This is a genomic window from Streptomyces sp. Qhu_M48, assembly GCF_051305195.1.
Lineage (GTDB): Bacteria > Actinomycetota > Actinomycetes > Streptomycetales > Streptomycetaceae > Streptomyces.
Genome location: NZ_CP195432.1, coordinates 2,397,339 through 2,417,673 on the forward strand (window position 1 = coordinate 2,397,339; position 20,335 = coordinate 2,417,673).

Annotated in this window: 18 protein-coding genes; 14 read left to right on the forward strand and 4 right to left on the reverse strand. The window is 72.9% G+C overall.

Annotation, left to right across the window (positions count from 1 at the left end; all coding sequences use genetic code 11):
- Positions 1-19 precede the first annotated feature (19 nt).
- Positions 20-1,447: an argininosuccinate lyase gene (gene argH / locus ACRRSS_RS11140; RefSeq protein WP_435971050.1), complete on the forward strand. Its 1,428-nt coding sequence runs from the start codon at positions 20-22 to the stop codon at positions 1,445-1,447.
- A gap of 69 nt (positions 1,448-1,516) precedes the next feature.
- On the opposite strand, the gene ACRRSS_RS11145 is transcribed toward argH, so the two are convergent.
- Positions 1,517-2,026 carry an HAD domain-containing protein gene (locus ACRRSS_RS11145; RefSeq protein WP_435971051.1) on the reverse strand — a complete coding sequence of 170 codons (510 nt, stop codon included), beginning with the start codon at positions 2,024-2,026 and terminating at the stop codon, positions 1,517-1,519.
- An 85-nt stretch (positions 2,027-2,111) separates the two neighbouring features.
- On the opposite strand from ACRRSS_RS11145, the gene ACRRSS_RS11150 reads away from it, so the two are divergent.
- Together ACRRSS_RS11150 and ACRRSS_RS11155 are read left to right on the forward strand one after the other, a co-directional pair.
- Positions 2,112-2,663, forward strand: coding sequence for a TetR/AcrR family transcriptional regulator (locus ACRRSS_RS11150; RefSeq protein ID WP_435971052.1), 552 nt, complete (start codon positions 2,112-2,114; stop codon positions 2,661-2,663).
- Positions 2,660-4,204 (forward strand): MFS transporter, encoded by a 1,545-nt coding sequence (locus tag ACRRSS_RS11155; protein WP_435971053.1) that lies wholly within the window; start codon positions 2,660-2,662, stop codon positions 4,202-4,204. Before ACRRSS_RS11150 ends, ACRRSS_RS11155 begins: the two co-directional genes overlap by 4 nt.
- A 71-nt stretch (positions 4,205-4,275) precedes the next feature.
- Here ACRRSS_RS11155 and ACRRSS_RS11160 read toward each other — a convergent pair whose 3' ends face one another.
- Positions 4,276-4,947, reverse strand: coding sequence for a lysophospholipid acyltransferase family protein (locus tag ACRRSS_RS11160; RefSeq protein WP_351905352.1), 672 nt, complete (start codon positions 4,945-4,947; stop codon positions 4,276-4,278).
- 220 nt (positions 4,948-5,167) lie between these two features.
- On the opposite strand from ACRRSS_RS11160, the gene ACRRSS_RS11165 reads away from it, so the two are divergent.
- The 3 genes from ACRRSS_RS11165 to ACRRSS_RS11175 all read left to right on the forward strand — a co-directional run bounded on the left by ACRRSS_RS11165 (position 5,168) and on the right by ACRRSS_RS11175 (position 7,603).
- On the forward strand, positions 5,168-6,349 hold the full coding sequence (locus tag ACRRSS_RS11165; protein ID WP_435971054.1) for a glycerophosphodiester phosphodiesterase: 1,182 nt from the start codon (positions 5,168-5,170) through the stop codon (positions 6,347-6,349).
- A 107-nt stretch (positions 6,350-6,456) separates the two neighbouring features.
- Complete coding sequence (locus ACRRSS_RS11170; RefSeq protein WP_435971055.1) at positions 6,457-7,062, forward strand: sigma-70 family RNA polymerase sigma factor; 606 nt, start codon at positions 6,457-6,459, stop codon at positions 7,060-7,062.
- Positions 7,063-7,099: 37 nt separating this feature from the next.
- Positions 7,100-7,603 carry a GNAT family N-acetyltransferase gene (locus tag ACRRSS_RS11175; protein ID WP_435971056.1) on the forward strand — a complete coding sequence of 168 codons (504 nt, stop codon included), beginning with the start codon at positions 7,100-7,102 and terminating at the stop codon, positions 7,601-7,603.
- A gap of 29 nt (positions 7,604-7,632) precedes the next feature.
- On the opposite strand, the gene ACRRSS_RS11180 is transcribed toward ACRRSS_RS11175, so the two are convergent.
- Together ACRRSS_RS11180 and ACRRSS_RS11185 are read right to left on the reverse strand one after the other, a co-directional pair.
- On the reverse strand, positions 7,633-8,067 hold the full coding sequence (locus ACRRSS_RS11180; RefSeq protein ID WP_435971057.1) for a hypothetical protein: 435 nt from the start codon (positions 8,065-8,067) through the stop codon (positions 7,633-7,635).
- A 2-nt stretch (positions 8,068-8,069) separates the two neighbouring features.
- Positions 8,070-8,432 carry a hypothetical protein gene (locus ACRRSS_RS11185; protein WP_435971058.1) on the reverse strand — a complete coding sequence of 121 codons (363 nt, stop codon included), beginning with the start codon at positions 8,430-8,432 and terminating at the stop codon, positions 8,070-8,072.
- A gap of 572 nt (positions 8,433-9,004) precedes the next feature.
- Between ACRRSS_RS11185 and ACRRSS_RS11190 the strand changes: the two genes are divergently transcribed.
- The 8 genes from ACRRSS_RS11190 (at position 9,005) to ACRRSS_RS11225 (ending at position 20,333) form a co-directional block, all read left to right on the forward strand.
- Positions 9,005-10,084 (forward strand): methionine ABC transporter ATP-binding protein, encoded by a 1,080-nt coding sequence (locus ACRRSS_RS11190; protein ID WP_435971059.1) that lies wholly within the window; start codon positions 9,005-9,007, stop codon positions 10,082-10,084.
- A complete protein-coding gene (locus ACRRSS_RS11195; RefSeq protein WP_435971060.1) occupies positions 10,081-10,749 on the forward strand; it encodes a methionine ABC transporter permease in 669 nt (222 codons plus the stop codon). The genes ACRRSS_RS11190 and ACRRSS_RS11195 overlap by 4 nt, the downstream gene beginning before the upstream one ends.
- Before the next feature lie 94 nt (positions 10,750-10,843).
- A complete protein-coding gene (locus tag ACRRSS_RS11200) occupies positions 10,844-11,698 on the forward strand; it encodes a MetQ/NlpA family ABC transporter substrate-binding protein (RefSeq protein WP_435971061.1) in 855 nt (284 codons plus the stop codon).
- 197 nt (positions 11,699-11,895) lie between these two features.
- Entirely contained in the window at positions 11,896-12,531 is a 636-nt protein-coding gene (locus ACRRSS_RS11205) for a GNAT family N-acetyltransferase (RefSeq protein ID WP_435971062.1), read from the forward strand.
- 69 nt (positions 12,532-12,600) lie between these two features.
- Positions 12,601-13,839 (forward strand): precorrin-6y C5,15-methyltransferase (decarboxylating) subunit CbiE, encoded by a 1,239-nt coding sequence (gene cbiE, locus ACRRSS_RS11210; RefSeq protein ID WP_435971063.1) that lies wholly within the window; start codon positions 12,601-12,603, stop codon positions 13,837-13,839.
- Between the two features lie 316 nt (positions 13,840-14,155).
- Positions 14,156-17,740: a nicotinate-nucleotide--dimethylbenzimidazole phosphoribosyltransferase gene (cobT, locus tag ACRRSS_RS11215; protein ID WP_435971064.1), complete on the forward strand. Its 3,585-nt coding sequence runs from the start codon at positions 14,156-14,158 to the stop codon at positions 17,738-17,740.
- Between the two features lie 416 nt (positions 17,741-18,156).
- Positions 18,157-19,419, forward strand: a complete 1,263-nt coding sequence (gene cobA / locus ACRRSS_RS11220; RefSeq protein ID WP_435971065.1) for a uroporphyrinogen-III C-methyltransferase — start codon at positions 18,157-18,159, stop codon at positions 19,417-19,419.
- Positions 19,420-19,514: 95 nt separating this feature from the next.
- Complete coding sequence (locus ACRRSS_RS11225) at positions 19,515-20,333, forward strand: TrmH family RNA methyltransferase (protein ID WP_435971066.1); 819 nt, start codon at positions 19,515-19,517, stop codon at positions 20,331-20,333.
- Positions 20,334-20,335 lie beyond the last annotated feature (2 nt).

Genomic DNA, 20,335 nt, shown 5'->3' on the forward strand with positions numbered 1-20,335 from the left:
CGAAGACTGAGGAGCAGCAGTGAGCAGCAACAACGGTGATGTCCGGCTCTGGGGCGGACGGTTCGCCGACGGTCCCGCCGAGGCCCTCGCGAAGCTCTCCGCGTCGGTCCACTTCGACTGGCGCCTCGCTCCGTACGACATCGCCGGTTCCCGTGCCCACGCCCGCGTGCTCCACAAGGCCGGGCTGCTCACCGAGGACGAGCTGACCCGCATGCTCGCCGGTCTCGACCTGCTGGAGGCCGACGTCGCGGACGGCTCCTTCGTCGGCACCATCGCCGACGAGGACGTCCACACCGCCCTGGAGCGGGGCCTCCTGGAGCGCCTCGGCCCGGACCTCGGCGGCAAGCTGCGGGCCGGCCGGTCCCGCAACGACCAGGTCGCCACCCTCTTCCGGATGTACCTGCGCGACCACGCCCGGATCATCGGCGGCCTCGTCGCCGACCTCCAGGACGCCCTCGTCGGCCTCGCCGAAGCGCACCCGGACGTCGCCATGCCCGGCCGTACGCACCTCCAGCACGCCCAGCCCGTGCTCTTCGCCCACCACGTCCTGGCCCACGTCCAGTCCCTCTCGCGGGACGCCGAGCGGCTGCGGCAGTGGGACACCCGGACGGCGGTCTCCCCGTACGGCTCCGGCGCCCTCGCCGGTTCCTCGCTCGGGCTCGACCCGGAGGCGGTCGCCAGGGACCTGGGCTTCGAGCGCGGCTCGGTCGGCAACTCGATCGACGGCACGGCCTCCCGCGACTTCGTCGCCGAGTTCGCCTTCATCACCGCGATGATCGGCATCAACCTCTCGCGGATCGCGGAGGAGATCATCATCTGGAACACGAAGGAGTTCTCCTTCGTGACCCTGCACGACGCCTTCTCCACCGGCTCCTCGATCATGCCGCAGAAGAAGAACCCCGACATCGCCGAGCTGGCCCGTGGCAAGTCCGGCCGCCTCATCGGCAACCTCAGCGGCCTCCTCGCCACCCTCAAGGCGCTCCCGCTCGCGTACAACCGCGACCTCCAGGAGGACAAGGAGCCGGTCTTCGACTCCTGCGACCAGCTGGAGGTCCTGCTCCCGGCCTTCACCGGCATGATGGCCACGCTCACCGTCAACCGGGAGCGCATGGAGGAGCTGGCCCCGGCCGGCTTCTCGCTCGCGACGGACATCGCGGAGTGGCTGGTCAAGCAGGGTGTGCCGTTCCGGGTGGCGCACGAGGTGGCCGGCGAGTGCGTGAAGGTCGCCGAGTCCGAGGGCAAGGAGCTGGACGAGCTGACGGACGAGCAGTTCGCCAAGATCTCCGAGCATCTCACCCCCGAGGTCCGCACGGTCCTCGACGTCCCCGGCGCCCTCGCCTCCCGCGACGGCCGTGGCGGCACCGCCCCCTCGGCGGTCGCCGTCCAGCTCGTCGAGGTCAAGGCGGACCTGGTCATCCAGCACGCCTGGGCCACCGCCAAGAAGTAGCCCTCGGAGCGTCACACGCCACGGAGTAGCCCTCGGAGCGTCACACGCCAATGAGTAGCCCTCGGAGCGTCACAGCGCCGCCGCCCACTCCGCGAGCGCGTCGAAGTCCGGCCGGATCAGCCCGATCCGTGGATCGACGCGCAGGAGCAGGGCGGCGGCGAGGTGGTTCCGCTCCACGTACTCGTGGTCGTACGAGGTGATGTCGTCGTCCACCCAGGCGAACGGCCGCCCCGCCGCGTACTCCAGGAGGTACCGCGTCTTCCAGAAGGTCCCGCGAGGGGCCTTCCCGTGCATCCGGGGCCAGTCGACGAACGGCAGCTCGGGCAGCCCGAGGTGCGGCCCGATCCACTCGTTGGCCTCGCCCTTCCAGGTCGTCGCCCAGACCAGCTCGTACGCCTCGGCGAGGGCGCGCAGCTCGGCCCGGTGATCCGGGTTGAGCCAGACCCGCAGCGGCTTCCCGTCGAACCAGCCCGAGGGCCGCATCCGGTGGGTCGTGTACCCCTCCGGCCGCCGCTCGCGCTGCGCCGCGTACGGATTCAGCGGTCCGTCCACATCGATGAGCAGCAGTGGCTTCGTCATGTTCACAGCATTCCGTCCCTGCACCTGGTGAGGCGTTGATTTATCGAATGAGACATTGATGTCTCATTAGGTGTATGGTCGTCTCATGTCAGTCGATCGCACCCAGGTGCTCCGCGCCGCTGCCGCCCTGCTCTCCCGCAAGGCGACCGCCACCATGGACGAGGTCGCCCGGGCCGCCGGGATCGGCCGCGCCACCCTGCACCGGCACTTCGCCGGGCGGGACGCCCTGGTGCGCGCGCTCGAAGAACTCGGGCTCCAGGAGATGGAGGCGGCCCTCGACCGGGCCGGGCTCGACGAAGGGTCCGAGGACGAGGCCGTACGCCGGCTCGTCGCCGAGGTGGAGGACGTCGCCCCCCTGCTGTCGTTCCTCGTCACCGAGAACCAGCTCTTCGAGGGCGAGCAGCAGCACGAGGGCTGGGAACACGTCGACGCCCGCGTCTCCGCGCTCTTCCGGCGCGGACAGGAGCGGGGCGTCTTCCGGATCGATCTGACCCCCGCCTGGCTCGCCGAGGCCTTCTACGGGCTCGTCGGCGCCGGCGCCTGGGCCGTGCAGGACGGCCGGGTCGCCGCCAAGGACTTCCAGTACATGATCGCCGAGCTGCTGCTCGGCGGAGCGCGCAGGAGCGTGGAGAAGTGACCGTCAGCACCCTCAAGACCGCGGGCCATACGGAGGGCGTGCGCCGCCCCGGCCGGTGGCTCGCCCTCTCCGTCCTGGTCCTGGCCGTCCTCCTGGTGGCGGTCGACGCCACGGTGCTCGGCCTCGCCACCCCCTTCCTCTCCGAGGACCTGAAGCCCTCCGGCACCCAGCTCCTCTGGATCGGCGACGTCTACTCGTTCGTCATCGCCGGTCTCCTGGTCTCCATGGGCAGCCTCGGCGACCGCATCGGCCGCAAGAAGCTGCTCCTGATCGGTGCCGTCGCCTTCGGCGCCGTCTCGGTCCTGAACGCCTACGCGACCAGCCCCGAGATGATGATCGTGGCCCGTGCGCTGCTCGGCGTCGCCGGCGCGACCCTGATGCCGTCGACCCTGGCGCTCATCCGGAACCTCTTCCACGACCCGCGCGAGCGCAGCCTCGCCATCGGCATCTGGGGTGCCATGGCCTCGGCCGGCGCCGCCGTCGGGCCGGTCGTCGGAGGGTTCCTCCTGGAGCACTTCTGGTGGGGCTCGGTCTTCCTCATCAACCTGCCCGTGATGGCGGTCCTCGTCCTCGTCGGCGTCAAGCTGATCCCCGAGTCCAAGAACCCGAACCCGGGCCCCTGGGACATGCCGAGCGTCGGGCTCTCCCTCGTCGGCATGATCGGAATCGTCTACGCGGTCAAGGAACTGGCCTCGCACGGGCCGTCCCTCGACGCGGCCGCCGCCGCCCTCCTCGGCGCGGCCGCCCTGACCTGGTTCGTCCGCAGGCAGCTGACCCTGCCCTCGCCGCTCCTGGACATGCGCCTGTTCCGCCACCGCGGCTTCTCGGGCGCCGTCCTCGCCGACCTGCTGACCATCCTCGGCCTCTCCGGCCTGGTGTTCTTCCTGTCCCAGTTCTTCCAGCTGGTCCAGGGCCGCCAGCCCCTGGAGGCCGGACTCGCCGAACTCCCGGCGGCGGTCGGCGCGGTCACGGCCGGACTGATCGCCGGCCTCGTGGCCCGGCGCTTCTCGGTACGGGTCGTGGTGGCCGGCGGTCTCGCGGCGGTCGGCCTCTCGCTCGCCGTCCTGACGACGCTCGACCAGCACACCGGCTACCCGCTGCTCGGTGCCGCCCTGCTCGTCGTCGGCGTGGGCGCCGGCTTCGCCTTCACCGTCACCGCCGACGTGATTCTCTCCAGCGTCCCGAAGGAGCAGGCCGGTTCCGCCTCCGCGGTCTCCGAGACCGCGTACGAACTGGGCGCCGCGCTCGGCATCGCCGTCCTCGGCTCGATCGTCACCGGTGTCTACCGGGGCTTCGCCACCCCGGCCGGCGTCCCCTCCGACGTGGCGTCCGCGGCGCACGAGTCGCTCGGCGGCGCGGTCGAGGCCTCCGGCGTCCTCGCCCCGGACACGGCGACGGCCCTCGTGTCCGCCGCCCAGGAGGCGTTCGTCGACGGTCTGCGGATCGCGGCCGGCGTCGGCGCGGCGGTCCTCCTCGCGACGGCGGTCGCGGCCTGGTTCCTGCTCAAGGGCCAGAAGCTGGAGGACGGCGTCGAGCACTGACGCCCGGGCCCGGACGTGAGGGTGCCCCGTACAGCCCTGCTGTACGGGGCACCCTCACGTCCGCACGGCGCCTACGCGGCCTTCGCCTTGGTGGCGTACATGTCCACGTACTCCTGCCCCGAGAGCCGCATGACCTCCGTCATCACCGAGTCCGTCACGGCCCGCAGCACATAGCGGTCGCGGTCCATCCCGTCGTACCGCGAGAACTCCATCGCCTCGCCGAAGCGGACCGTCACCTTGCCGGGACGCGGGAAGCCCGCCCCACCCGGCTGGATCTTGTCGGTGCCGATCATCGCGAACGGCACCACCGGCGCGCCCGTCATCAGGGTGAGGCGCGCGATGCCCGTACGGCCCCGGTACAGCCGGCCGTCGGGGGAGCGGGTGCCCTCCGGGTAGATCGAGAAGATCCTGCCCTCCTCGAGGACCCGGCGCCCGGTCATCAGCGCCGCGACACCGCCGCGGCCGCCGTCCCGGTCCACCGGGATCATGCCGACGCTGGTGAAGAACCAGGCCATCGCCCGGCCCTTGATCCCCTTGCCCGTCACGTACTCGTCCTTGCCGATGAAGTAGACCGGACGGTCCAGGCAGATCGGCATGATCATCGAGTCGATGAAGGTCAGGTGGTTGCCCGCCAGGATGACGGGACCGGTCCCCGGGATGTTCTCGGCGCCCTCCACGCGGGGGCGGAACATCAGGCGCATGACCGGCCCGAGCACGGCCTTGATGATCGCGAGACGGGACAACGGTTCCTCCGGTGGGACGCGGGTCAGTCGAGCCGACGGTGCAGCTGAGGACGATACTCGCGGGTCACCACCGTACGCACATCGGGTTCACCGAGTGGATACGCGGTGTTGACGTGAGTTTCCGCCATGTTCCGCCGACGTCTGCCGTCCGTAGGGGGTCGGTGCCTAGCGTCGGGGGCACCCGTCGACAGGTACGGGACAGGACACAGGAGGACACCTCATGACCCAGGGCGAACGCCGGACCCCGGCACGGCGCACGGTTCTCGGAGCGGCGGGCGCCACCGTCCTCGGCGCGTCCACGGCCCTCGCGGCCGGCGCGGGCACGGCCCGGGCCGCCGAGTCGGGGACCGCGGGCGCCGCCCACGGTCACGGCCGCGGCTACCGCTCCCTTCCCGTCCCCACCGTCATCGCCCACCGCGGCGCCAGCGGCTACCGCCCCGAGCACACCCTCGGCTCCTACCGGCACGCCCTCGACCTCGGCGCCCACGTCATCGAGCAGGACCTCGTCCCCACCAAGGACGGGCACCTCGTCTGCCGTCACGAGAACGACATCACCGGCACCACCGACGTCGCCGACCACCCCGGGTTCGCGTCCCGGAAGACCACCAAGAGCGTCGACGGCATCGCGTACACCGGCTGGTTCACCGAGGACTTCACCCTCGCCGAGCTCAAGACCCTGCGGGCCAAGGAGCGCATCCCCGGCACCCGCCAGGAGAACACCCTCTACGACGGCCGGTGGACGATCCCCACCTTCGAGGAGGTGCTCCGCTGGGCCGAGGAGGAGGGCCGCCGCCGGGGCCGCGAGATCTGGCTCCACGTCGAGACCAAGCACCCCACCTACTTCCGCTCCCTCGGCCTCGGCCTGGAGGAGCGGCTCGCCAGGCTCCTGCGCCGGTACGGACGCCACCGCGCGAACTCCCCGGTCTTCCTCCAGTCCTTCGAGCCCAGCAGCGTCCAGCGCCTGGCGAAGCTGGTGGACTCGCCCGGCGTGGTCCTGCTCTCCGGCGCGACCACCCGCCCCTGGGACTTCGTCCAGGCCGGGGACCCGCGCACGGTCGCCGACCTGGTCACCCCCCAGGGCCTGCGCTGGATCGCCTCGTACGCGAAGGGCATCGGACCGACCCTCGACCTGGTGATCCCCAGGGACGCGAGCGGCCGCCTCGGCGACCCCACCCCCCTGGTCCGCGACGCGCACGCGGCCGGCCTGATCCTCCACCCGTACACCCACCGCAACGAGAACTCCTTCCTGCCCGCGGACTTCCGCCGGGGCACGGACCCGAACGCCTACGGCGACTCCTTCGGCGCGCTGAAGCGGTACCTGGAGACGGGGATCGACGGCATCTTCTCCGACAACCCGGACACCGCCCTGCTCGGCGCGGCGGACCTCACCGCCCGCGACTGAGCCCGGACGCGCGTGCGGGCCCGCCGACCGGGCCCGCACGCCCTCCTCCCGGGTGGTTTACGCCCCGTACCGCAACCACGCCCGCGCCCCCCGGCATGGTGCGGTTCATGACGACCCCCGGCACCACCACCCCCGCCCGCACGGGCGACCTCACCACCCCCGCCCGCACGGCCGACACCGCCACCCCCGGGCTCCTCGCCTCCCTCGCGCCGCTGCTCGCCGCCGAGTCGGACGCCGAGGCGCCGGCCGCCGGTGTCGATCCGGGCGATCTCGAACAGGCCGTCTGGCTCCGCCTCCTCGAACAGCTCCAGGAGACGGGCACCGCCCCGGAGCGGCCCGCCGAATGGCTCCGCCGGGCCGTCCGCGCCGAGGCGCGGCGGGCCCGCCGGACCAGCGACCGCGAACGCCCCTACCGCGACGAGCCGGTCGACGACCCCGGCGGCTCCCTGCCCGACGGCTCACCCGAGCACTCCCTGATGGCGGCCGAGGGCCGCCGCACCCTGCGCGCCGCGGTCACCAGGACGCCCGGCCGCTGCCCCCGCGTCCTGACCGCGATGCTCGACCCCGAGGACCCCACGTACCGCGAAATCGCAGGAGAGTTGGGTATCTCACAGGGCAGTCTGGGGCCGATGCGTTCCCGTTGCCTGGGATGCCTGCGCAGAATGCTGGCTGCAGAGGTTCCCGCCCCCGGTCGACGGGGAAGGGTGCGTTAAACCGATGATCGACCAGATGAGCGGGAGGCGTGCACACATGGGCCTGAGTGTGACCATCTCAGCGGCGGACGCACGGGACGCGGAGCACATCCTGAAGCTGCAGTACCTCTGCTACCAGAGCGAGGCGGAGCTGTACGGGGACTGGTCCATCGAACCGCTCACCCAGTCGCTCGACGACCTGCGCGCCGAACTCGCCGAGGGGCACGGGCTCGTGGCCCGGCTCGGTGACGAGGTCGTCGCCTCCGTACGGGCCCGCCTCGACGAGGACGGCACGGTGCGGATCGCCAAGCTGATCGTGCACCCGCGGCTGCGGCGCCACGGTCTCGGCGGCAGACTCCTCGACGGCATCGAGCGCCACTTCGCCGACGCCACCGGCACCGCCGAGCCGCCCGCGCCCTCCGCCAAGCGCTTCCAGCTCTTCACCGGCCACCGCAGCGAGGGCAATCTCCGCCTCTACCGCCGCAAGGGGTACGCGCAGACCGGCACCCGCGAGGTCGGCCCCAGGCTCACCCTGGTGACCCTGGAGAAGGCCGCGGCCTGACCGCCGCGGCCTGGTTCGCTCGTCCCGGCTCAGGCGGCGGCCGCGGTACGCGACCTGCGCAGCCACCAGATGCCGGACAGCGGAAGCAGGACCGGAATGAAGAGATAGCCGTAGCCGTAGTCCGACCAGACCGTCGTGTCCGGGAAGGCGGACGGCTCGACCAGCGTCCAGGTCCCGACGATCAGCACGCCCGCGAGCTCGGCGGCGCAGCACACCAGCGCCGCCCTTCGGGCCGTCTCCCCGCCCCGTACCAGCGTGTAGGTGATGAAGGCGTAGACGACGGCCGCCACCGCGGACAGGGAGTACGCGAGCGGCGCGTGGCCGAACTCGGTGGTGATCTGGTAGATCGAGCGGGAGACCGCGCCGACCGACATCACGCCGTACAGCCAGACGAGCAGGATCCCCGGGCCCGTGACGAGCCGGGTCTTCGCGCCCTGTGCCGCCTTCTCCTGCGTGCCGGTCATGGTCAGCCCACCGTCCAGATGTCGTGGAGACGCACTTCGAGCACGGCCAGGACGACCGCGCCGGCGGCCACCGTGGCCGAGCCCCACCGGCTGCGCTCCGCGAGCGACATGAAACCGGCGATGGGCACCGCGCACAGCGCCCCGATCAGGTAGGCGACGAAGATCGTCGCGCCCTCCTCGGCCCGCTCGCCGCGCGCCAGCTGCACGATCCCGACGATCAGCTGGACCAGGACGAGGAAGGTCACCACGGCCATGCCGATGAAGTGCCAGTCCTTGGTCGGCTGGTCGCGGAGGGCGGCGAAGCCGCACCAGGCGGCGAGGGCGAGCGCGGCCACGGAGACCGCGACCGTCAGGGCGTCAAGCATGCGCCCGAGGGTATTACGGTCCGAAAGGCCCGATGCGCTCGCCCCCCGCGCCGCCGCCGGCGACCCGCGCGCGGACCGTGGTCTTGGCCACACCGGGCCTCCGCACCGCCCACCCCGCCCCCTCCCGGTCACCGATCCATCGGACCCCTCCCCGCAGGCCACACCGGGGCGGCGGACCGGAACGGAGGCCCCCGAAGTGTCCGCATGGCGTCTCAACGACGTCCGCTATTCGGACGGCCCCCTTTCGTTCGCACCCTCGCATGCTTTACTTGCAGACATGACCACGACGAGCAGCCGCATCCTTGCGACCGAGGCGATCCTTACGCCCGGTGCTCGTTGTATGTGTCGAATGTGCGCCTTCTGAGGGCCCCCGCCTGAGTTTCGCGCCCCGAAGCGAGACCCGACGGCTGTGCCGTTCCTCCCGCCGACCGGCGGCGGAGCGTGCCCGCCCCGCGCACAGCCCACTCCCGGCCCACCCGCCGGAGCGGCCTCCGTGCGCCTGACTGTCCGAAGACGAATGCCCCGTGCACGACGGACCCCGCGTCGTGCACTCGACAGTGACGGAAACCCCTGTGATCACCACTTCGGGCCTGACCAAGGTCTACGAGTCGCGCGGCCGGCAGGTCACCGCTCTGGACGGCGTCGACCTCCACGTCCGCGAGGGCGAAGTGTTCGGCGTGATCGGCCAGAGCGGCGCCGGCAAGTCCTCGCTCATCCGCTGCGTCAACCTCCTGGAGCGCCCCACCTCCGGCACGGTGACCGTCGACGGCGTCGACCTCACCGCCCTCGCCGGGAAGGGCCGCCGCGCGGGCAGGGACCTGCGCCGGGCACGCAGCAGCATCGGCATGGTCTTCCAGCACTTCAACCTGCTGTCCTCCCGCACGGTGAAGGACAACATCGAACTCCCCCTGGAGATCCTCGGCGTCTCCGGCGCCGAGCGGTCCCGCCGGGCCCTCGAACTCCTCGACCTGGTCGGCCTCGCCGACAAGGCCAAGTCCTACCCCGGTCAGCTCTCCGGCGGACAGAAGCAGCGCGTCGGCATCGCCCGCGCCCTCGCCGGCGAGCCCAAGGTCCTGCTCTCCGACGAGGCCACCAGCGCCCTCGACCCGGAGACCACCCGCTCCATCCTCCAGCTCCTGCGGGACCTGAACCGGCAGCTCGGTCTGACCGTCCTGCTCATCACGCACGAGATGGACGTCGTGAAGACGATCTGCGACTCCGCCGCGCTGATGCAGCACGGCCGCGTCGTCGAGACCGGCACCGTCGGTGAACTGCTCGCCACCCCCGGCTCCCAGCTGGCGGCCGAGCTCTTCCCGGTCAGCGGCTCCCACACGGGACCCGATCGCACGGTGGTCGACGTCACGTTCCACGGCGAGGCCGCGACCCAGCCGGTCATCTCCCAGCTCTCCCGCACGTACAACATCGACATCTCGATCCTCGGGGCGGCGATGGACACCGTGGCCGGCAAGCAGATCGGCCGGATGCGGATCGAGCTGCCCGGGCGGTACGAGGACAACGTCGTCCCGGTCGGCTTCCTGCGCGAGCAGGGGCTCCAGGTCGAGGTCGTCGAGGAAGCGGTCGTCGAAGAAACGGTTGTCCAGGAATCGGTGTCCGACGCGGCGACCGTGCTGGTGAAGGAAGGTGCCAAGTGACCTGGTCCGAGATGCAGCCCCTGCTGGAGCAGGGCACCGTCGACACGCTCTACATGGTCCTGTGGGCCACCGTCGTCACCGTCCTCGGCGGCCTGCCGCTCGGCATCCTCCTCGTCCTCACGGACAAGGGCGGGCTGCTGCAGAACCTGGCCGTGAACAAGATCGTCGGCGCGATCGTGAACGTGGGGCGCTCGCTGCCCTTCATCATCCTGCTGATCGCCCTGATCCCCTTCACCACCTTCGTCGTCGGCACCTTCATCGGCCCGACCGCGATGATCGTGCCGCTCGCCATCGGCGCCATCCCCTTCTTCGCCCGCCTCGTCGAGACCTCGATCCGCGAGGTCGACCACGGACTCGTCGAGGCCGTCCAGGCCATGGGCGGCGGCATCCCCACCATCGTCCGCAAGGTGCTGCTCCCGCAGGCCCTGCCCTCGCTGGTCTCGGGCGTCACCACCACGGTCATCGTCCTCATCGGCTACTCGGCGATGGCCGGCGCGGTCGGCGGCGAAGGCCTCGGCTCCAAGGCCGTCACCTACGGATACCAGCGCTTCGACACCACGTTCATGCTGGTCACCGTCGTCGTCCTGGTCCTCGTCGTGACCGTCGTCCAGCTCATCGGCGACGGGGTCGTACGGCTCCTCGCCCGCCGGGGCCGCACCGCGTAACGGCCCCCCGGCCACCCCAGACTTCGTCCTTTCGAAGAACAGCCCGGACTTGTTGTCCAGGCGTCCACCGCACCACCGGAAAGAGGCACTCTTCGTGCGTAAGAACATCAGGCTCACCGCCGGTATCGCCGCCACCGCCGCCCTCGCCCTCGGCCTCAGCGCCTGCGGCACCTCCTCGGACCCGTCCTCCTCCAAGGACTCGGCCGGCGCCGCCGACAAGCCGCTCGTCGTCGCCGCGTCCCCGACGCCGCACGCCGACATCCTCAACTACGTCAAGGACAAGCTGGCCGCGAAGGAAGGCCTGAAGCTGGAGGTGAAGGAGTTCACGGACTACGTCCTGCCGAACACCGCCACCCAGTCCGGCCAGGTCGACGCCAACTTCTTCCAGCACAAGCCGTACCTCGACGACTTCAACCAGAAGAACAAGACCACCATCGTCCCCGTGGTCAACGTCCACCTGGAGCCGCTGGGCCTCTACTCCAAGAAGCTCGCGTCGGTGAAGGACATCAAGCCCGGCCAGACCATCGCCGTGCCGAACGACACCACCAACGGCGGCCGCGCGCTCCAGCTGCTCGCGGAGAACGGCCTGATCACCATCAAGCCCGGCGTCGGCACCAACGCCAAGATCTCCGACATCACCGACAAGAAGGGCCTGGAGTTCAAGGAGCTGGAGGCCGCCACCGTGCCCCGCGCCCTGAACGACGTGGACGCCGCCGTCATCAACGGCAACTACGCCATCGAGGCCAAGCTGGAGCCCGCGAAGGACGCCCTCGTCCTGGAGAAGGCCGAAGGCAACCCGTACGCCAACTTCCTCGCCGTCAAGGAGGGCAACGAGAAGGACGCCCGCGTGCAGAAGCTCGCCAAGCTCCTCAACTCGCCCGAGGTGAAGAAGTACATCGAGGACACCTACAAGGGCTCGGTCATCCCGGCCTTCGGCGCCGTCAAGTAAGGCCCGGCCGTCCGAGGGACCGTCAGACCGGTTCCCCCGTACAGTCCTTGCGCAGAAGGCCCCCGCATCCCGTCCGGTGCGCGGGGCCTTCGCCGTACCCCGTCCGACACCCCCACCCGGCCATGCGCACCGGCGGTCGCATGCTGCATGCTGTGCGTTCACGGTCGATTCGGACGGTCCACGGCATGGAGCTGAGCATGACTACCACCTTTCCGGACATCTCCATCAGCACGGACCGGTTGGTGCTGCGCGCGCTCGAAGAGGCGGACGCCCCCGCCCTCGCCGACATGATGAACGACGAACTCGTCGGCGCCTGGACCGCCGTGCCCCAGCCCTACACCGAGGCCGCCGCCCTCCGCTGGATCAGCGAGTACGCGCCCACCGAACGCGCCGCGGGCCGCGGCATCGACCTCGCCGTCACCGAGTTCCTCACCCAGCGCCTGGTCGGCATCGTCCAACTGGGCAACACCGACTGGCGCGTCCGCTCCACCGAGATGTCCTACATCATCGCCCCCTGGGCCCGCGGCGAGGGCTACGCCTCCGAAGCGGCGCTAGCCACCGCCCAATGGCTCTTCGGCGACCAGAAGTTCGAGCGCCTGGAGCTGCGCACCGCCGCCGACAACACCGCCTCCCAGCAGGTCGCCCAGAAGATCGGCTGCATCAGCGAGGGCGTCCTCCGCAACGCCTGCATAGCCCGCACCCGCACCGAGGACGGCGGCTGGACCGAACTGCGCACCGACTTCATCGTCTGGGGCCTCCTTCCCGAGGACCTCGACGACGTCGCCGACCAGATGGCCGAGGCCGGATACTCCTCGTACACCGACTGGAACTGAGCCCGGACCCCCTTCCGGGGTACCCTCGGCACGCCCCAGACCTGCGACGACACCAGGAGACAGACGACCATGGCCGACCGCGTCACGGTGATCGGCTGGGACGGCTCGCCCCTCACCGCGGCGGCCCGGTCCGCGCTCTCGGCCGCCACCCTGGTGGCCGGCGCCGCGCACCACCTGGCCCTGCCCGAGGTGCCGCCCGCCGCCGAACGCATCCGCCTCGGCAGCGTCGACCTCGCCGCCCGCCGCATCGCGGGCCACCGCGGCACCGCCGTCGTCCTCGCCGACGGAGACCCCGGCTTCTTCGGCGTCGTCCGCACCCTGCGCGCCCCCGAGCACGGGCTCGAGGTCGAGGTCGTCCCCGCCGTCTCCTCCGTCGCCGCCGCCTTCGCGCGGGCCGGGATGCCCTGGGAGGACGCCCGGACCGTCGTCGCCCACCAGCGCACCCTGCGCCGCGCCGTCAACGTCTGCCGTGCCCACCCCAAGGTGGCCGTCCTCACCTCGCCCGGTGCGGGACCGGCCGAGCTCGCCCTCCTCCTCGACGGCGTCCACCGCACCTTCGTCGTCTGCGAGGAGCTCGGCACCGACCGCGAACAGGTCTCCGTCCTCACCTCCGACAAGGCGGCCGACCACGCCTGGCGCGACCCGAACGTCGTCCTCGTCATTGGCGGCGTCACGGGCGGCGGCACCCCCGCCGCCCCCTGGCTCTCGGGCCAGGACACGTCCGCCCACCCGGTCCGCGGCTGGGGCCTGCCCGCGGAGGAGTACGCCCCCGAGGGGTACGCCACCGCCCGCCGGACCGGCGCGGGCGGGGACCCCTCCCTGCGCGCCCTCCAGCTCGCCCGCCTCGGCCCCCGCGCCGGCGACCTCGTCTGGGACATCGGCTGCGCGGGCGGCGCCTTCTCCGTCGAGGCGGCCCGCTTCGGCGCCGCCGTCATCGCCGTCGACGCCGACCCGGCCGCCTGCACCCGCACCGAGCAGGCCGCCCGCCGCAACGGCGTCCTCCTCCAGACCGTCCCCGGGCGCGCCCCGCACGTCCTGGAGAGCCTGCCCGAACCCGATGTCGTCCGGATCGGCGAGGGCGGTGTCCCCGTCGTCACCGCCTGCACCGACCGGCGGCCGGAACGCATCGTCGCCCACGCCTCCACCCGCGACGAGGCCGAGGCGATCGCCGCCGCCCTCGCCGACGGCGGCTACACCGTGGAGAGCCTCCTCCTCCAGACCGTCGGGCTCGAACCGGACGACTGGTCGGAGCGCGAGCGCTCGGTCGTCTTCCTGCTCTCCGGCCGCAGGACCGACCTTTCCCACTGACCGAACCCGTGACCCTGCGGCCCGCGCGGGCAGGTAGGCTGGCCGATTGTTGTACCGCATCCGGATGTTCGGCGCTTCGTTCGCCAATGTCCTGAAATGGTGGCCAGTTCGCGCCGCTGATGCGGTAGGCGACGAGGGGGGACCGCGCGACGTGGCGCAGTCCACAGCGGACCGTGGCAATTCTCCCTGCCACGAGGGCCGCGGGCCGCGACAATGTACGGGTGTCCGCGTGTCCTTCGTGCCGCGCGGCGCGCGCGCTCGTTCTTGTCGACGGGCGCAGGTCTGAAGGAGCACAAGCGATGGGCGAGGGGTACGCATGACGGACACCGGCCAGGTCCCGGGCGAGGGGCTGCCGGAGAACGCAGGCATGGTCGAGCAGCCGGGCATCCCCGCTCCGGGCGCGTACACCTTCCTGGACCCCTCCGAGCACACCACCGAGGACGACGACCTGCTTCTGATGCCGGGCGCCCAGGGCGCCTGGAGCGAGCACCCGCCGGGCGTCGCGCCCGCCCCGCCGGTCGCGGTGCCGCCGCCGGCGCCCGTCCTCCCGCACCAGTCGGCACCCCACGAGAGCGTGCCGCAGGCGGCCGCCCCGCACCCGGCGTCCCCCGACGCGCAGACCCCGCCGCACGACCCGCTGACGGCCCCGCTGGACTCGATCGCCCTCGGTGACGTCCTCACGGCCCCGCAGAGCCACACCCCGCCGCAGGGCGTCCCCGTCGGCACCCCGCCGCACGGCGTGCCGCTGGACCAGCACCCGGGCACCCCGGCCCACGGCGTCCCGCTCGGCCACCAGGCGAACGGCACCCCGGCCCACGGCGTCCCGCTGGACCGGCAGTTCACCGGCACCCCCGCCCACGGCGTCCCCCTGGCACCCCAGGAGCAGGCGCCCACCGAGCACGGCTACGAGCCCGGCATCCTCGACACCGGCGCACACGAGGCCGCCGGTCGCGACTCCGGCTCCGTGGACCTCGGCGGGGTCCGTGTGCCCCCGCCCGCCACGGCGTCGGCCCCGCAGCCCGCCCGCCGTCCGCTGCACATGGGCCCCGCCGTCCCCGAGACCGGCGGCGTCGTGCTCTCGCTGGCCGACCGCGGCCCCGCCGCCGCGCCGGCCCCGCAGCCCGCGCCGGTCCCCGTACCCGAGCCGCTCGTGGCCACCGGTCCCGCGCCCGTACCGGTACGGAACCCGGGCCCGCCGACCACCGGCCCCGAGTACTTCGACATCGCGCAGGACCAGCAGCTCGCGCCGCAGGGCGCCGAGCCGTGGTCCGCGCAGCCGCAGGAGGCCGCGGCCCCGCAGGCCGAGTCCCTTCCCGCAGAAACGGTCGTCCCGCAGAGCGGCCAGTTCGTCCAGGTCGAGGGCAACGTACCGACGACCCCCCACCTGGCCCCGGTCCCGGCGTCCGAGCCGACTCCGGAGGAGCCCGCGACGGCCCCCGAGGCCCCGGCCGACGACGTCACCGACGCCCCGGCCCCGGTCGTGGAGGCCGCCCCGGAGACCGTCGACGCCCCGGTCACCGTCCCCGCCCCGCGCGAGGGCGAGCCCGCGGCCGAGACACCCGAGCCCGTTCCGGCGGACGCCGAGGAGCCCGAGCCGGTCGCCGTCCCCGAGCCGGTCGCCGTCCCGGAGCCGGTCGCCGTCCCCGAGGCCGAGCAGGCGCCGGAGCCCGTGCCGGCCGAGGAGCCGGCCGCCGAGGCCCCGGCCGAGGCCGTCCCGGCCACGGAGTCCCAGGCCGAGGCGGTCCCCGAGGCCGCGGCGGCGGAGGCCCCCGAAGAGGCCCCCGTGGAGGCGGCCGCCGACGAGGTCCCGTTCGCCCCCGAGGACGCGCCCGAGCAGACCCCCGAGCCGACCCCCGAACCGGAAGCGGCCACCGAGCAGCCGACGGAGCCCCTTCCGGAGCCCATCGAGCCCGTCGAGTCCGTCGAGGCCTCGGAAGACGTCCCCGAGGCACTGCCACAGGAGCCGCCGGCCACGGAGGAGCCCGCCGAGACGACCGCCGTTTCCGACCTGCCGGAGCAGTCGCCCCAGGCCGAGCCCGCCGCGGCCGCCGCCCCGGAGGACGACCGGCCCGCCGGGGAAGCCGACCAGCCCACCCCGGCAGCCGACCGGCCCGTCGTCGAGGACGAGCCGACCGCCCCGGAGGACGACGACCGGCCCGTGGCGGAATCGGCCCCGGCGCCCGGCTACGACGACGCCGAGCGCGAGGCGGTCCTCCGCGTCATGCGCGAGCGCCGCGACATCCGCAACGGCTTCCGCTCCGACCCGATTCCGCACGAGGTGCTGCTCCGCGTCCTGGAGGCCGCCCACACGGCCCCCAGCGTCGGCCACTCGCAGCCCTGGGACTTCGTCGTCATCCGCTCCGCCGAGACCCGGCAGACGATGCACGAACTGGCCGGGCGCCAGCGCGAGGCGTACGCCAAGTCGCTGCCGAAGGCCCGGGCCAAGCAGTTCAAGGAACTGAAGATCGAGGCCATCCTCGACACCCCGGTCAACATCGTGGTCACGGCCGATCCCACCCGGGGCGGCCGCCACACCCTCGGCCGTTACACGCAGCCGCAGATGGCCCCGTACTCCTCGGCGCTCGCCGTCGAGAACCTCTGGCTCGCCGCCCGCGCCGAGGGTCTCGGCGTCGGCTGGGTCAGCTTCTTCGACGAGCGCGAGATGGTCCGCGCCCTCGGCCTGCCCGAGCACCTCGAAGTCGTCGCGTACCTCTGCGTGGGGTACGTCGACGAGTTCCCCGAGGAGCCCGAGCTGATGCAGGCGGGCTGGTCCAAGCGCCGCCCGCTGGCCTGGGTCGTCCACGAGGAGACGTACGGCCGCCGCGCCCTGCCCGGCGAGGAGCCGCACGACCTGCTCCAGGAGACCGTCGCCCACATCCGCCCGCTGGACGCCAAGGCGCTCGGCGAGGCCTGGGAGCGCCAGAAGCGCATGACCAAGCCCGCGGGGGCCCTGGGCATGCTGGAGATCATCTCCGCCCAGCTCTCCGGCCTCTCCCGGCTCTGCCCGCCCCCGATCCCCGAGCCCGCGGCCGTGGCGATCTTCGCGGGCGACCACGGCGTCCACGCGCAGGGCGTGACGCCCTGGCCGCAGGAGGTCACCGGCCAGATGGTGGCCAACTTCCTCGGCGGGGGAGCGGTCTGCAACGCCTTCGCCAACCAGGTCGGCGCCGAGGTCTGTGTCATCGACGTGGGCGTCGCCTCCGAACTCCCGGCCACCCCGGGCCTCCTGCCCCGCAAGGTCCGCCCCGGCACCGGCGACTTCACCACCGGTCTCGCCATGAGCCGCGACGAGGTCCTGGCCGCGATCGAGGTCGGCATCGAGACGGCCCGGGACCTGGTGGCCGCCGGCAACAAGGCGCTCCTCACCGGCGAGATGGGCATCGCGAACACCACCGCGTCCGCCGCCCTGATCTCCGTCTACACCGGCGTGGACCCCACCGAGGTCACGGGCCGCGGCACGGGCATCAACGACGAGACGCACGCCCGCAAGGTGGACGTGGTCCGGCGCGCCCTGGACCTGCACCGGCCGGACCCGGCGGACCCCATCGGAGTCCTCGCGGCGGTCGGCGGCCTGGAGCACGCGGCCCTGGTCGGCCTGATCCTGGGCGCGGCCTCCCTGCGGACCCCGGTCATCCTCGACGGGGTGTCCACCGGGGCGGCTGCCCTCGTGGCCCGCGCGATCGCGCCGGAGTCCCTCGCGGCCTGCATCGCGGGGCACCGCAGCGCCGAGCCCGGCCACGTGGCCGCGCTCAACAAGCTGGGGCTGCGCCCCCTGGTCGACCTGGACCTCCGTCTCGGCGAGGGCACGGGCGCACTGCTCGCCCTCCCGCTGGTGCAGAGCGCGGCCCGCGCGATGCACGAGGTGGCCACGTTCGACTCGGCCGGCGTCACCGAGAAGTAGCGGCACGCCCGGCGCGTCTCCCACCCACGACGGACGTGGGGGACGCGCGGGGACCGTGTTCGGGACGTGGAGCGCGTCGAGCCGGGCGCGCGGAGTGCGCGTCCGGCTCTCCGGCCCGCCCGGCCGGCGACCGGTACATGACGCGGTCCCGAACCCGGTCCCGGAGCCGCCCCGACCAGGGGCCCACCGGGCGGGGACGCGGGCCGCCGCCACCGCGGATCGGCCCCGGGCCCCGACCGGAGAACCGTTTCGCCCCACCGGGGGACCGTTCCGCCCCACCGGGGAACCGCCCCGCCCCCCGCCGGGAGATCCGTCACAGAGTGACCTCCCACGGCCACCGATATCGTGGCCTCACCAGCCGCTTCACCGCAGCAGCGGCCCGCGCCAGCACCCGTCCTCCGAGGAGCCGCTCACCCATGGCCGAGCACGCCGATCACACCGCCCCAGCGACGACGCACCCCGCCTACCCCGTAGGCCTGCGCCTCGCCGGCCGCCGGGTAGTCGTCCTCGGCGGCGGCCAGGTCGCCCAGCGCCGGCTCCCCGCCCTGATCGCCGCGGGCGCCGACATCACCCTGATCTCCCCCTCCGCGACCCCGTCCGTGGAGGCGATGGCCGAGGCCGGCGAGATCACGTGGACGAAGCGGCGCTACGAGGACGGTGACCTCGCCGACGCCTGGTACGCCCTGGTCGCCACCACCGACCCGGTCTCGAACGCCGCCGCCTCCGCGGAGGCCGAGCGGACCCGGACCTGGTGCGTGCGCTCCGACGACGCGGAGGCGGCCACCGCCTGGACCCCGGCCACCGGCCGCGGTGAGGGCGTCACCGTGGCCGTGCTCACGGGCCACGACCCGCGACGCTCCGCCGCCGTGCGGGACGCGATCCTGGAGGGCCTCCGGGACGGTTCGATCGCGGCCCCGCAGCACCGCGCGCGCACCCCCTTCGTGGCCCTGGTCGGCGGCGGCCCCGGCGACCCGGACCTGATCACGGTGCGCGGCCGCCGTCTGCTCGCGGAGGCGGACGTGGTCATCGCGGACCGCCTCGGCCCCCGGGACCTCCTGGACGAGCTGCCCCCGCACGTCGAGGTGATCGACGCCGCCAAGATCCCGTACGGCCGGTTCATGGCCCAGGAGGCCATCAACCACGCGCTGATCGAGCACGCGAAGGCGGGCAGGTCCGTCGTACGGCTCAAGGGCGGCGACCCGTTCGTCTTCGGCCGGGGCATGGAGGAGGCGCAGGCGCTCGCCGCCGAGGGCATCGCCTGCACGGTGGTGCCGGGCATCTCCAGCTCGATCTCGGTGCCGGGCGCGGCGGGCATCCCGGTGACGCACCGGGGCGTGGCCCACGAGTTCACGGTGGTCAGCGGCCACGTGGCGCCGGACGACCCGCGCTCCCTCGTCGACTGGGCGTCGCTGGCGAAGCTCACCGGCACTCTGGTGATCCTGATGGGCGTGGACAAGATCGGGAAGATCGCCGAGGCGCTGATCGCCCACGGCAAGAACCCGGAGACTCCGCTGGCCCTGGTCCAGGAGGGCACGACGGCGGCCCAGCGCCGGGTGGACGCCACGCTCGCGACGGTCGCGGAGACGGTCAGGGCCCGGGAGGTCCGTCCGCCGGCGGTCATCGTGATCGGCGACGTGGTGACCGAGGGCCCGGACCGCCTGACCGGTCCGGCCGTCTGACGGGCCCGACCCACCCCGCGACCCACCCCCCGAGGGTTCCCGAACCCCGCCGCACACACATTGGCACCACACGCCGGACAGGGCAGTATCACACCGTGGCCGAACTCATCACGATCGACGACCCCGACGACCCGCGCCTGCGCGACTACATCGGTCTGACCGACGTGGAACTCCGCCGCAGACGGGAGCCGGCCGAGGGCCTGTTCATCGCCGAGGGCGAGAAGGTCATCCGCCGGGCCAGGCAGGCGGGGTACGAGATGCGGTCGATGCTGCTCTCCGCCAAGTGGGTCGACGTGATGCGGGACGTCATCGACGAGGTCCCGGCGCCCGTGTACGCGATCCAGCCGGATCTCGCGGAGCGGGTCACGGGCTACCACGTGCACCGGGGCGCCCTCGCCTCGATGCAGCGCAAACCGCTCCCGGACGCCGCCGAACTGCTCGTGGGCGCCCGCCGGGTGGTGGTGATGGAGTCGGTGAACGACCACACCAACATCGGCGCGATCTTCCGCAGCGCGGCGGCGCTCGGCATGGACGCCGTGCTGCTCTCGCCGGACTGCGCGGACCCGCTGTACCGGCGTTCGGTGAAGGTGTCGATGGGCGCGGTGTTCTCGGTGCCGTACGCCCGCCTGGACAGCTGGCCGCGCGGCCTGGAGGCGGTACGGGAGGCGGGCTTCAAGCTTCTGGCGCTGACCCCGGCCGAGAAGGCGATGTCGATCGACGAGGCGGCCCCGCACCGCCTGGAGCGGGTGGCACTGATGCTGGGCGCGGAGGGCGACGGCCTGTCCACGCAGGCCCTGCGTGCCGCGGACGAGTGGGTCCGCATCCCGATGGCCCACGGCGTCGACTCGCTGAACGTGGGCGCGGCGGCGGCGGTGGCGTTCTACGCGGTGGCGACGGGCCGCCCGGAGTCCTGAGC